Raw genomic sequence first — 14,232 nt, forward strand, 5'->3', positions numbered from 1 at the left:
TAGATAAAAAATGGGAAAGATCAAGGATGGAAAACTAAGTGCCATAAAAGATTCATATAAGATTCATATAAGAAAAATAAAACAAAAAATAGCGCTTCAGCAATCACTTTCCTAAACTAAAAGATAAATAGTGTGGTTTTAAAGTTAATTCAAAGAAATTAATATTAAATAGTGATAGTTTTATAACTATATAAAGTTCAAATAATAATCGCTTTACATGGATGTGCGTATGACAGCATTTTTGACTTCTCGTTTTGATTCACAAGATAACATTATTGACCTATCAAAATGGCAAGAACTTGCAGATTTAATTGTTGATATTTTTGATGCTGATTGTGGTGCTATTATCGAATTTACAGGCCGTTCTTTTCATACTCTTGTAAGCAGTAATAATGACACAAACTTTCTTCATCAAGGCTCTCAATGGTCTAGTGACAGTAAAAGTTTTTGTCGTACGATTGTTGAAACAGGTAAAGAGCTATACGTTCCGAATGCATTAGAGAGTGAATATTGGATAAATGCACCCGCGGTTGAGAATGGCCCTGTAAGATCATATTGTGGAGTTCCCGTCTTTCACCCTGATGGTTCTATTTATGGAACTGTTTGTGCGATAGATACAAAACATACCAATTATAAAAATGCATTAATTAAACTATTATTTCACCTTTCAAAGCTCATCACTGCTGACTTAAAAATGGCATACGAAGCTCAACAACATAAACAAATGGCCCTGACCGATTCAATGACAGATCTACTTAATCGTCGCGGTTTAGACGTTTTAGGTAAGCAAAAACGAAAAGATGCAAAACGATACCAAAAAACTATTGGTATTCTTTATCTTGATATTGATAACCTAAAACAAGTAAATGATAATTTTGGTCACTCAACTGGAGATCAATGCATTCAAGTCTTGGCAGATATTCTAAAAAGCGAAGTCAGAGAGTCAGATCTTATCGCTCGTACGGGTGGCGATGAATTTATTGTCTTAACGTTATTAAATAAAGAACAAGAAACTGAATTAAATGCCCTTTCATTACGCATTCGTCAACGTTACCAAAAGAAAACACAACACCAGCCAGGTTTACATATCAGTAGCATCAGTATTGGCCTGCACCTTGAATCCCATAACTCAACAACCTCACTAAAAGACATGTTCATGAATGCTGATGCCTCTATGTATAAAGAAAAAGAGCAGAAAAAAAACACCATCGAATAATGTAATTCAAACAAACTGCCAACTATTACGTATTAGTAAAAGTGATTTTCTTTTTATGGCTATTATCACGGTTTAAGAAATAAATATAATGCTCACATCCAAGCAGAGTGCACTATTTAAATACTCTGTTAAATAATACATTCCGGCCTTTGCCAACGCTTTGAATTGATTTCAAAGTTTATATTATGTGAGTAAAAATTATGTCCCGAATCATTGTGGTTGGTGGTGGCGCTGCTGGCCTAGAATTATCAACCCTATTAACTAAATCAACCCGTAAACAAGATGAAATCATTTTAGTTGAACCAGAAACGCATCACTACTGGAAACCTCGATTGCATGAAATTGCTGCTGGTACGTTCGATAGTGATTTAGATTCGGTCTGTTATTTTACTCACGGTGCTCACCATGGCTATCAACATTACCAAGGGGCAATGACAGATATCGATCGTGAAAATCAAACCCTCTTCGTTCGTCGCCCTGATGGTACAAAATCAGGCCTAAGTTATGATTATCTTGTGGTTGCTATTGGTGCAATCAGTAATGATTTTAATACCTTAGGCGCTCAAGATAACTGTTTATTTTTAGATTCAGCAGGACAAGCTCGCCAGGCGTGGAACCAAATTAGTCAAATATTACGTGAAGGTAAAAACAGCACTATTAATATAGTTGGTGCAGGTGCAACAGGCGTAGAGCTGTCAGCAGAATTAGCTCGAGTAAGTAAAAAACTAAAACGTTATAACGCCTCATCTTTAAATATTAATTTGATTGAAGCAGCGCATCGAGTTCTACCAAATAGTCCACAAAAAATGTCTGACAAAGTATTAAAAGAACTAGAGAAAAGCGGTGTTAATGTATTACTTGAAACTCGTATTAGTGAAGTAACGACTAATGGAATGAGAACCAATACTGATAAATTCTTGGGTGCCAATATTCAATTCTGGGCCGCTGGTGTAAAAGCACCTGATTGGCTAAATGGGATTGGGAACTTAAGCTACAACCATATGAACCAAATTAACGTAAACCAAAATCTGAGCTCAACAGAAGATCCTCGCATCTTTGCTATTGGCGATTGTGCTGCTATTCCACAATCTGATGGTTCTTTTGTACCACCAAAAGCGCAGGCGGCTAACCGTGCAGCTGTTCACTTAGCAAAAAGCTTAGGTCGTTATTTACGTGGTAAAGAGTTAACTGATTTTACCTTCCAAGACGGTGGTATGGTGGTTGCTGTAGGTCATCACTTTGCCGTTGGTACCTTTGCTCCAGGTACGCGTTTAGAAGGGAAATTAGTATTACAAGGTCGATTGATTCGTCGTTTATACGATACTATTTTCCGCCTACACCAGAGAACAGTAACGGGTATGTTTACCGTTTCACGATTAATGATAACTAAGCGATTAAAGGCTTTCTTTAAACCTGCTGGTATTTAAGTTATATCGATTCGACTTCTGATAAAAAGTGATACAAATAAAATGGCAGTCAATTATAGACTGCCATTTTATGATTATAATCTTATTACTTTCACTATTTAGCTAAAATAATGAACACTATATTCCCATCCCAACCTGGAAATAAAGCGCGGTATCTTCTTCGCTAAACGCTAAATCAATACCTGTTTTCATGCCATAGCGACGAGCAATTAAATAGCGAAATCCGACACCGTAAGCGTATTGTTCATCTTCTTTAAGTAATGAATTATGGTGTGAGGATGCGTAGCCCAATCCAGCAAATAGATTGCTTGACCAACGCGTTGTCCATTGATAATTAACTTGTCCTTCAAGCGATAGCGTCTGCTCACCTTGATATCTATTTCTTGCGATACCACGGAGTTCAATATCAGGATAGGCAGGAGGAGGTAACACGGTTTCATCAGTGAACAACGATTTATAGTAGCCTCTAAATGCTAAAGACCATTGTGGGCTTAACGTCCAATAATGATGACCTTTCACATTAAAAGTATCAAAGTCGTAGTCACTGCCAATATCATCCCGAAACCAAAGATATTCAACCGTGTAGTTAAGCCCTTCTGTTGGATTTAAAAAATTATTCTTACTATCATATTCCATCAAAAAACCAACACCTGATGCTGTTGGCGTTGTATTCCCTAATCGATTTAAAATTTCATCGGCTTTTGGGTGACTATTAATACTTAACTCTGGCTGAAAATATTTCTGCACGACCCCAATAAACAACGGCGTATCCTCAACTCGAAACTGAAGCTGCTGCATTCCACCGCCGCCATTCATTCCAAACTCCACACCACTATTTTCAGCAATAGGGCTAAGTGCCCCGGATTTATTATCTTGGCGATAAAACGTCATATTCATATCGCCATAAGCTAACCCTCCCGTATAACGGATAGAATCTTTATTCCACGTTCTTCTGTGCCCTATAAACCCCATCCATGTACCATTCTCTGTTGCAAAGCCACCAGCAATGGTAATCGCAGGAGTTAATAACTGAGCGCCACCGTCTAATGATGTTGCAGCTAACTGCTTACGTTTTTCTCTTTGAGCATCGGACTCATGTAAAAACACACCAGCAAAACCAAAACCATAACCAAGGGCTGGTTCCGTAATTAAAATAGGTACCGGCAGAAAACCATACGCATTTTCAGCAAGATACTCCCCCATATCGAGATTCCCATCAATGGGATCAGTAAACTCAACCGCGAGAGAAGAAAAGGAAGTCAGAAAACTAATAAGTGTGCAGTGTTTCCATGAGATAAAACGCATCATAAACATCCATATTTAAGAAGCTGAGCATAGGTAATACGGTAAGTATGGCTAAAAGTCATTCAAAAACAAAATATTAAATAAAAAATGGCGATACCCATCATTGGATATCGCCATTCGAATTATATTTTTGTATTTACCCGTTAGTGGGGTCGACTTAACAAAATTACTCTACCGTTACCGCTTTCGCTAGGTTACGAGGTTGATCGACATCCGTCCCTTTAATTAAGGCAACATGGTACGAAAGTAACTGCATCGGTACTGTGTAGTAGATAGGTGCTGTTACTTCACTTACGTGAGGCATCTTGATGATCTTCATGTTCTCATCCGCTTCAAAACCTGCTTGTTCATCAGCAAATACATAAAGTAAACCACCACGAGCACGCACTTCTTCTACGTTTGATTTTAGTTTCTCTAATAAATCATTGGTTGGTGCAACCACAACCACTGGCATGTCAGCATCAATTAATGCTAATGGGCCATGTTTTAATTCACCGGCGGCATAAGCTTCAGCATGAATATAAGAGATTTCTTTAAGTTTCAGAGAGGCTTCAACGGCAATTGGATAAAACTCACCACGCCCTAAAAATAGCGTGTGTTGTTTGTCTGCAAAATCTGGGGCTAACGCTTCAATCTCTTTATCAAACGATAACGCTTGTTCGATTTGAGCAGGCAATGCATGCAAGGCTTCTACGATCTCTTTTTCTTTTTCTTTTGAGATACGGTTTTGCTGTTTACCTAATGCCGTAACTAACATCAATAACGCGGCAAGTTGTGTGGTAAAGGCTTTCGTTGATGCAACGCCAATCTCAGTTCCTGCACGTGTCATGAAAGCAAAATCAGATTCACGAACCAGAGATGAGCCTGCCACGTTACATACTGTCATTGCGCCCATGTAGCCACGCTCTTTGGCTAAACGAAGTGCTGCTAAGGTATCTGCCGTTTCACCTGATTGAGATAAAGTGATCAATAAGCTATTTGGACGCGTCACAAATTTACGGTAACGGAATTCAGAGGCGATTTCGACATCACAACTCACGCCCGCCAATGATTCAAACCAATAACGAGCCGTCATGCCTGCATTGTAAGAGGTACCACAAGCAATAATTTGTACATGTTCTACTTTATTTAGTATCTCAACCGCGTTAACACCAATACTTTCAGTCACAACAGAGTCATTGGTAATGCGGCCTTCCATGGTATTAATTAACGCTTTTGGCTGCTCAAATACTTCTTTTTGCATAAAGTGACGATATTGCCCTTTATCACCCGCATCGTGCTCAGCATTTGATTCTGTTATTTCACGCTCTACTCGTTCACCGCGGGCATCGAAAACCACCACATCACGACGAGTGATCTCTGCAACATCACCTTCTTCAAGATACATAAAGCGACGAGTCACATTAAGTAAGGCAAGTTGATCAGAAGCCAAGAAGTTTTCACCAACACCACGGCCAATCACAATTGGGCTACCAGAACGAGCAACAACAAGACGTTCTGGATCACGACGATCCATAACCACAGTACCGTAAGCACCATCTAATTGTTTTGCTGTTTTTTGTACTGCTTCAATTAATGAATCTGAAGTACGTAGCTCCCATTCAACTAAATGAGCAATCACTTCAGTATCGGTTTGAGATTCAAAAACATAACCACGCTCTTGCAATAAAGAACGCAATGTTTCATGGTTTTCAATAATGCCATTATGAACAATCGTAATATCACCAGAGACATGAGGGTGCGCATTAATTTCAGAAGGCTCACCATGAGTTGCCCAACGGGTATGAGCGATGCCTGTACCGCCAACGACATGAGATTCTTCTACTGCATTCGCCAGTTCTTTTACTTTACCCAAACGACGTAAACGAGTGTAGTTACTGTCTGCATCAACAACCGCAACCCCTGCAGAATCGTAGCCGCGATATTCTAAACGACGTAATCCTTCAACTAAAATTTCAGCTACATCTCTTTGTGCAACTGCACCTACGATCCCACACATGGCAATACTCCAACTATTCTAATTTTAAATTCTAGGTTTTAAGAAGCCTCTTATTGCTTCTTAAGTTATAAATAACCGCTGATCGGCAGCAAAAATGTCAGCGGTATCGTATAAATTAAATCACTGAGCTCTGATGACTCGTACATTATGTGATTCAATTTTCTGTTGTTGTTCTTGGCTTAAATCATTATTGGTGATCAACACATCAATGCTGTCCCATGGCAATTCAACGTTAGGGATTTTTCGACCAATTTTTTCAGATTCCACCATTAAAATAACTTCACGAGCCACTTCAGACATCACGCGGCTTAAACCCACTAATTCATTAAATGTGGTTGTTCCGCGTTCCAAATCAATCCCATCAGCACCAATGAACAGCTGATCAAAATCATAGGATCTTAAAACCGATTCGGCCACTTGACCTTGAAATGAATCAGAGTGACTGTCCCATGTTCCACCTGTCATCAATAACGTTGGTTCGTTTTCAATTTCTTGCAGTGCATTAGCAACAGGTAATGAGTTGGTCATTACAACTAAGCCATTTCGTTTCGATAATTGATTAATTAATGCTGCTGTTGTACTGCCACTATCAATAATGATCCGATTATGATCTTTAATCAGTTCAACGGCGGCAGTAGCAATAGATAACTTTCGTTTCGAAACTTCTTCACAGCTATCTTCTTGAATGATATTTGATGGCATTAAAACTGCGCCGCCATATTTACGCATCAGTAACCCATTTTTTTCTAATTCTGTTAGGTCTTTTCTGATGGTAACTTCTGATATATCAAACAAATCAGAGAGAGATTCAACACTCACCTCACCTTGCTCCGTTAATAGAGAAAGGATCATATGGCGGCGTTGTTTAGTGTTTCTTTTTGACATAACAAACTCAATAAGTTTCGATTTGAAAGAAGTTTAGTTTCGTTTCATTCGATTGTCTATAGCAAGAAGTTAATTCGTTTTAAATAATAAGATCCTCAATATCATTATTTTCCTGCAAACCACTAATAAGTAAGAGAGGCAGCGCAGACTTTAGCGCCTAAAAATTGCTCAAGAGAAAGTAAGATGTTAATTTTGCTTTATAACTTATAAGGAATTTTGTAGCTATGGACGACAACTACACTATTATTATTGCGGATGACCATCCCTTATTTCGCAATGCACTTTTTCAATCTATTCATATGGCGATCAGTGGGGCTAATTTACTTGAAGCGGATTCTCTTGAAGGCTTATTCGCGGTATTAAACAAAGAGCCTGATCCTGATTTACTCCTATTGGATTTAAAAATGCCCGGCAGTAACGGAATGTCTGGATTAATACAGCTTCGCTCTCAATATCCAGATCTGCCTATTGTTGTTGTCTCGGCCAGTGAAGAAGCCAGTATTGTTTCTCAAGTCAAAAGCCATGGCGCTTTCGGTTTTATTCCTAAATCCAGTGACATGAAATCACTCATTACCGCCTTAAACCAAATTCTTGCTGGTGATTCATATTTTCCTGAAGGCTCAATAAAAAACTCAGCAGCTTGTGATGATTTAGCGACAAAAATAGCAGCCCTTACCCCTCAGCAATATAAGGTGCTTGGCATGCTATCTGACGGCTTACTCAATAAACAAATCGCCTATGATTTAGAAGTATCAGAAGCCACGATAAAAGCGCACATGACGGCAATATTTAGAAAATTGGGCGTTAAAAATCGTACTCAAGCGGTTATTTTGTTGCAACAAACGGAAAGTTAACCTTGATATAACACTCTAGCCGTTAAAATCAGTTAGGTTACCCACTCATTATTTTAATCCCTCTGCGTAACCTAACCTCTGGGAGAACCCATGATAAGTATCCTCATCACTCAATTTGTTGTTCTTTGGGCTGTCATTGATCCTATTGGATCCGTTCCTGTCTATCTTTCACAAACTCAGCACCTAACCGCCAAGCAGCGTAAAGTAGTGGCACTTAAAGCCGTTGCGATCGCGACTGCTGTACTTTTATTTTTCCTTGTTATTGGGCAACTCCTCTTAGAAGCCATGCAAATTCCTCTACCAGCCTTTCAAGTCGCTGGTGGATTAGTTCTGTTAATCTTTGCTCTTACTATGATTTTTGGTGAGAGCAAGCCAGACCAAGAACAGAAAATGAGTGAAGAGCTAAGTCATTCAGACCTGGCTGATTTAGCCGTTTATCCTTTAGCTATTCCGTCAATTGCATCGCCTGGTGCCATGATGGCTATTGTTATGCTGACAGATAATTCTCGTTATTCTTTTTTAGATCAATCAATTACCGCTGCAGTAATGATTGTGGTTCTCGTCATTACGTTATGCTTATTACTTGGCGCAACATTTATCCATAAGATAATTGGTAACGTCGGTGCTGCTATTATTAGCCGCGTGATGGGGTTAATTCTAGCGGCGGTTGCTGTCAATAATTTACTTCTTGGGATTAAGAACTTTTACTTTTAGTCCTTTATAAAGTCTTAGACCTTGGTATTAATTAACATAATATCAACATAATAAAAAAGCTATCCACTTCACATAAAACGCTCATATTTTGGGCGTTTTTCTTTATCTGCTCGACTAAAGTTGCACTGTTTTCTTCTCTTCTCACTGCTAATCTCTTTTTGGTTACATATTTTTAACATTAAAAAGGAGCTGGCTATGGCGTTCGAAACAAAAGAACAAGCACAAGCCTATTGGAAGGAAAATCTAGGGATCATGGGCGGACTGCTCACGATCTGGTTCTTAGTCTCATATGGCGCAGGGATATTATTTGTTGATGCACTTAATGCATTTCAATTTGGAGGATTCAAATTGGGGTTCTGGTTTGCACAACAAGGTTCAATTTATACCTTTGTGGCACTGATCTTTATCTACGTTGCACGCATGAATGCACTAGATAAAAAATACAACGTACAAGAAGACTAGAGGAATTAGCATGGATATCCAAACTTGGACGTTTATATTAGTAGGTATCACTTTTACCCTTTATATCGGTATTGCGATATGGGCTCGCGCTGGATCAACCAGTGAATTCTATGTCGCGGGCGGGGGCGTTCACCCTATTGCCAATGGCATGGCAACAGCCGCTGACTGGATGTCGGCAGCATCGTTTATTTCAATGGCGGGTATCATTTCCTTTGTTGGTTATGATGGCGCTGTATATCTTATGGGTTGGACCGGCGGCTATGTGTTATTAGCGCTTTGTCTTGCGCCTTATCTACGTAAATTTGGTAAGTTCACCGTGCCAGATTTTATCGGTGAGCGTTACTATTCTCGAACTGCTCGTATGGTGGCGGTTTTCTGTGCCATCTTTGTCTCTTTCACTTATGTGGCAGGACAAATGCGTGGTGTGGGCGTTGTATTCTCTCGATTCCTAGAAGTTGATATTAATATCGGTATCATCATTGGTATGGGTATCGTATTTTTCTATGCGGTACTAGGTGGCATGAAAGGCATCACTTATACGCAGGTTGCTCAATTCTGTGTCCTCATTTTCGCCTTCCTTGTTCCTGCGGTTTTCACCTCAATCATGATGACTGGTAATGTATTCCCTCAAATAGGTATGGGCTCAACCGTTACTGGTTCAGAAGTCTACTTATTAGATAAGTTGGATGGATTAACCACTGAACTTGGCTTTACGCCATATACTGACGGCTCTAAGAGCATGGTTGATGTCTTCTTTATCTGTGCGGCTCTTATGGTAGGTACTGCGGGTCTCCCTCATGTAATCATTCGTTTTTTCACTGTACCTCGTGTTAAAGACGCACGTATCTCTGCTGGTTGGGCATTACTATTTATCTCATTCCTATACACAACTGCACCTGCGGTAGCCGCATTTGCTCGTGTAAATATGATTGAAACCATTAATGGTCCAGATAGCCAAGGGGTTGCCGCTGCTGATGCTCCAAGCTGGTATAAAAACTGGGAAGACACTGGCCTAGTCGGTTGGGAAGATAAAAACGGTGATGGCAAAATGTTCTATTCTGGTGATGAACGTAATGAAATGGACATCAACCGAGATATCATCGTTCTAGCATCACCTGAACTAGCAAATTTACCAAACTGGGTTGTGGCATTGTTGGCTGCAGGTGGCTTAGCTGCTGCATTATCAACGGCTGCTGGTCTACTACTGGTAATATCGACCTCTATCTCTCATGATTTATTGAAAAAAGGCTTTAAGCCAAATATGACAGATAAACAGGAGTTGCTCGCCGCCCGACTTGCCGCCGTTGTTGCCATCGTTGGTGCTGGTTACTTAGGGATTAATCCGCCAGGCTTTGTTGCACAGGTGGTTGCGTTCTCCTTCGGTTTAGCCGCCGCATCCTTCTTCCCTGCGATTATCTTAGGTATTTTCTATAAGAAGATGAATAAAGAAGGGGCGATTGCAGGTATGGTTTCAGGTGTCGCATTCACTACCGCTTATATCGTTTACTTTAAATTCATTAACCCTGCAGCAAGCACACCTGATAACTGGTGGTTTGGTATCAGCCCTGAAGGGATCGGTACGCTAGGTATGTGTCTGAACTTCATTGTCTCGATTGTAGTGAATAAAGTAACCGCTGAAGTACCACAAGATGTGCAAGATCTGGTTGAGTCTATTCGTTACCCTAAAGGGGCAGGTGAAGCTCACGATCATTAATATCTTATTAATTAAATAGATAACGTCAGATATTGATTAATAATCTAGGCTAGAAAAAGGGAGTTAGTGAATGCTAACTCCCTTTTTATCTACACTGGATTAAACCTAATTATTTACGCTTTTACATGCCGATTTAATACCGCCCTAAGCTTTAACGGCTTAACTGGTTTTGCTATAAATCCAAAGCCATTGCTTTTAATACTTGCCAATAAATCATCGGTTTTGTCGGCACTGATCATCACTCCTTCAAACGTATTCCCTAAACGTAAACGGCATTGTTGTAATACCTCCAGCCCTGTTCTGTCGTTATCCAAGCGATAATCTGAAAAGATAACATCCGGAGTCCAGCCTTCTTCCAAACACTGTAAACTGCTCATTAAATCTGTTGCCGTTTTCACTTCACAACCCCAACGAGACACCAATGATTCCATACCGATAAGAATGTCTGGTTCATTATCCACGCATAACACGCGAACGAAACTTAATGGCAATTCAGGCTTTTGCTCTACCGTAGGCTCATTGCTCTCAAGCAGTACACCTCTATCAAGCGTAACGGAAAATACCGAGCCTTGATTAAGCCATGAACGTAATGAAATCGTATGACCAAGCACATGAGAAATACCGCGAGCAATAGCAAGTCCCAACCCTAATCCTTGATCTGCTCGATTTTGATCAACACGGGTAAACTCATCAAAAATAGCCTGTTGTTTCTCTTCCGGAATACCAATACCGCTGTCCCATACGTCCACACGGATCTTGCCTTCAACTCTTCTCGCACCAAGAACTACTTTACCTTGTGGATTATATCTAAATGCATTGGTTAGAAAATTTTGCACCACTCGACGCAGTAATTTTGGATCAGATTCAACGATCACATTCGAATGAATAACAGAGAACTCGATGCCTTGTTGTTTTGCTAAAGCACCAAATTCCGCTTCTAAATTTGAAAACAAACTGCTCAATGAAAAGCCTTGAACATGTGTCTCTAACTTACCAGCTTCTAGACGAGAGATATCTAATAAGTCACCAATCAGCTCTTCTGCTGCACCTAAAGCACTCTCAATGTGACCGGATATTTTTTTGGTTTCTGCTTCTTTTGCTACTTCACTCAATGAAGACGCAAACAAACGCGCTGCATTTAAAGGTTGCATTAAATCATGACTAACGGCGGCGAGTAGCCGACTTTTTGATTGAGAAGCCAATTCTGCACTTTGGGTGGCGCTAACTAATCGCTGATTTAATTTTTCTAACTCTTTGGTTCGCTCATGAACTCGAAACTCCAAGCTCTCATTGGTTTCTTTAAGTGCTTTTTCTGCTTGTCTAAAAACGGTGATATCTGTAAAACTCATCACAAATCCACCATTAGGCATCGGGTTACCCTGTACTTCAATAACCTGTCCATCCGCTCGAATTCGAGAAGACACGTGTCGGGTCCCACGTTCTAAATGCTCAACCCGTCGCTTAACATGCACTTCAGGATCTCCGGGCCCACAAAGACCTTGCTCTGCGTTGTGTCGGATAACATCTGCAATGGGTCTTCCTACTTGAATTAACCCTGGTGGGAAGGTGAATAATTCCAAATAGCGTTGATTCCATGCAACCAACTTCATCTGCTTATCAACTACTGCAATTCCTTGGCTAATGTGCTCAATTGCCCCTTGCAATAAACCACGGCTAAAATCATACAACTCAGAGGCTTCATCAACGATTGTTGCGACCTCTTCCAATTGCATATTTCTGCCTTGCAATGCTGAAGTAAGAACTAAACGCGAAGAAGATGCGCCAAAGACTCCGGCCAATACTCGCTCAGTATGACGGATCAACGCAGAGCTCGCTTGTTGTTGTGGCAATAAGGATTCATCATGCTGTTGAGAGAACTGGCGAAAGGCTTTTTGAGCTCGGCGGCGACCTACAAATCGCGAAGCCAACATTTCCAATTCACCAACCGTCACTCGAGTTTGATAAACACTAACATCTTCATTTTCAGGTAAAGGGGCTCCAACAAAAGAGGCCGCTTGTAAGCGCTCACTTAACGATGCTCGAGTGATTGATGATACAAAAATAAATAATAGGGTATTAAGTCCTAAACTGAGCATCATACCCCAATCCGAGGTCTGCACCTCAAGCGTTTGCAACCACTGCGGCGGCGTAATAATCCATAACAAAAGATTATTTTCGGCACTGCCTGCGAGTATCTGAGTCTGGCTCATTAACGTGATTAACCACATTAAAAAACCAATCATTAAGCCTGCATATACTCCTTTCTTATTGGCATTTCGCCAATACAATCCACCAATTAACGCCGGTGCAAATTGGGCTATCGCCGCAAAAGCTAATAAACCAATGACCGACAGTGAATCAATTGAATCAAGCGCTTGATAAAATCCCCACGCGGCTAATAACAATAAGAGAATGAGTACGCGTCGAATAGTGACTAATAAGTTTGAAAAGTGCCCAAATGAGCGTCCTGTGGTTTTGACTCGACGCAATAATAAAGGCAGAACTAAATCATTCGATACCATAATGGCAAGTGCGATAGTAGATACGATAACCATGCCGCTGGCTGCTGAGGTTCCACCAACAAAAGCCAGTAATGCCATATTCTCAGCACCTACCGATAGCGGCACGCTAATAACAAAACTATCACTAACCTCACCAGAGAGCAGAGCTTGTCCCGCCCACGAGATAGGCAGTACAAATAGACCAATCAAAAACAAGTAGAGTGGAAATACCCAACGCGCCGTGCGTAGATCTTGCGCCTGTTCATTCTCCACTACCGTAGTATGAAATTGGCGCGGTAAACAGATTATCGCCGCCATCGTTAAGATCGTATGAAACAAAAGCGTAATGATATTTGGGGATTGGTAAGTTTCTTTGGCAATTGAAATTAAATCAACATTACTATCAGAATACGCTAAATAAAGAATGAAACCTCCGACCGCAAGAAAAGCGACCAATTTCACTATCGATTCAAACGCGACCGCCATCATCAAGCCACGGTGATGTTCTGTGGTATCAATGTGTCGAGTACCAAAAAGAATCGTAAATACCGCAAGGGCACCACCAACAAACCAAGATATATGCCCATCTTGATAGCCTAAATCCAGAGCCAAATTAGGAGCGACAAGATCGAGTCCCATCGTGATCCCTCTTAATTGCAATGCAATATAAGGAAGTATCCCAACCACCGCGATAATCGTAATAACACCAGCTAAACCTTGAGATTTTCCATATCGAGCCGCGATAAAATCAGCAATAGAGGTGATATGCTCTCGCTTTGCAATCAAGATAATTCTGGCTAAAAAACGCCATGCAAATACAAACACAAAAATGGGAGCAAGATAAATGGGAAGGAAAGACCACGGGTTACTGGTGGCTTGGCCTACGGTGCCATAAAAGGTCCATGACGTACAGTAGACTGCAATAGAAAGACTATAAATCCACGGGCGATACTGAGCTAACCACCCTTTTTGCCTATCGCCATACCAGGCAATTAAAAATAATAATCCTAAATATGCCAGCGACACTGGCACTACTATCCATCCTTGTGTCATCACTCATCCTTGGTGATACCATTCTAGTGCCCTAAAAAAACGCTAGAAGGGTACAAATACTCTGTAGCACCATTCTAGCGTTATATTGTCGCTTGTTTTTTA

Annotated in this window: 10 protein-coding genes; 6 read left to right on the forward strand and 4 right to left on the reverse strand. The window is 40.5% G+C overall.

Going from position 1 to position 14,232, the window contains the following annotated elements; all coding sequences use genetic code 11:
* Positions 1-229: 229 nt before the first annotated feature.
* On the forward strand, positions 230-1,216 hold the full coding sequence (locus tag ED622_RS10445; protein ID WP_254052623.1) for a sensor domain-containing diguanylate cyclase: 987 nt from the start codon (positions 230-232) through the stop codon (positions 1,214-1,216).
* 200 nt (positions 1,217-1,416) lie between these two features.
* On the forward strand, positions 1,417-2,643 hold the full coding sequence (locus tag ED622_RS10450) for an NAD(P)/FAD-dependent oxidoreductase (protein WP_122033805.1): 1,227 nt from the start codon (positions 1,417-1,419) through the stop codon (positions 2,641-2,643).
* A 117-nt stretch (positions 2,644-2,760) separates the two neighbouring features.
* On the opposite strand, the gene ED622_RS10455 is transcribed toward ED622_RS10450, so the two are convergent.
* The 3 genes from ED622_RS10455 to ED622_RS10465 all read right to left on the reverse strand — a co-directional run bounded on the left by ED622_RS10455 (position 2,761) and on the right by ED622_RS10465 (position 6,832).
* Positions 2,761-3,948 (reverse strand): BamA/TamA family outer membrane protein, encoded by a 1,188-nt coding sequence (locus ED622_RS10455; protein WP_122033806.1) that lies wholly within the window; start codon positions 3,946-3,948, stop codon positions 2,761-2,763.
* Positions 3,949-4,114: 166 nt separating this feature from the next.
* Complete coding sequence (glmS, locus tag ED622_RS10460; RefSeq protein ID WP_122033807.1) at positions 4,115-5,947, reverse strand: glutamine--fructose-6-phosphate transaminase (isomerizing); 1,833 nt, start codon at positions 5,945-5,947, stop codon at positions 4,115-4,117.
* A gap of 120 nt (positions 5,948-6,067) precedes the next feature.
* Positions 6,068-6,832, reverse strand: a complete 765-nt coding sequence (locus ED622_RS10465; RefSeq protein WP_122033808.1) for a DeoR/GlpR family DNA-binding transcription regulator — start codon at positions 6,830-6,832, stop codon at positions 6,068-6,070.
* A gap of 224 nt (positions 6,833-7,056) precedes the next feature.
* On the opposite strand from ED622_RS10465, the gene ED622_RS10470 reads away from it, so the two are divergent.
* The 4 genes from ED622_RS10470 to ED622_RS10485 all read left to right on the forward strand — a co-directional run bounded on the left by ED622_RS10470 (position 7,057) and on the right by ED622_RS10485 (position 10,576).
* Positions 7,057-7,686: a response regulator transcription factor gene (locus ED622_RS10470; protein WP_122033809.1), complete on the forward strand. Its 630-nt coding sequence runs from the start codon at positions 7,057-7,059 to the stop codon at positions 7,684-7,686.
* A gap of 90 nt (positions 7,687-7,776) precedes the next feature.
* The gene (locus ED622_RS10475) at positions 7,777-8,400 is read left to right on the forward strand and encodes a MarC family protein (protein WP_122033810.1); all 624 of its coding nucleotides are present in this window, start codon (positions 7,777-7,779) and stop codon (positions 8,398-8,400) included.
* A gap of 195 nt (positions 8,401-8,595) precedes the next feature.
* Positions 8,596-8,862: a DUF4212 domain-containing protein gene (locus tag ED622_RS10480; protein WP_122033811.1), complete on the forward strand. Its 267-nt coding sequence runs from the start codon at positions 8,596-8,598 to the stop codon at positions 8,860-8,862.
* A gap of 10 nt (positions 8,863-8,872) precedes the next feature.
* Positions 8,873-10,576, forward strand: coding sequence for a sodium:solute symporter family protein (locus tag ED622_RS10485; protein ID WP_122033812.1), 1,704 nt, complete (start codon positions 8,873-8,875; stop codon positions 10,574-10,576).
* 113 nt (positions 10,577-10,689) lie between these two features.
* Here the strand turns inward: ED622_RS10485 and ED622_RS10490 are convergent, their stop codons facing one another.
* Positions 10,690-14,130 carry a PAS domain-containing hybrid sensor histidine kinase/response regulator gene (locus ED622_RS10490; RefSeq protein WP_122033813.1) on the reverse strand — a complete coding sequence of 1,147 codons (3,441 nt, stop codon included), beginning with the start codon at positions 14,128-14,130 and terminating at the stop codon, positions 10,690-10,692.
* Positions 14,131-14,232: the final 102 nt, after the last annotated feature.

Origin of the sequence: Aliivibrio sp. EL58 (assembly GCF_900312675.1) — a bacterium.
Lineage (GTDB): Bacteria > Pseudomonadota > Gammaproteobacteria > Enterobacterales > Vibrionaceae > Aliivibrio.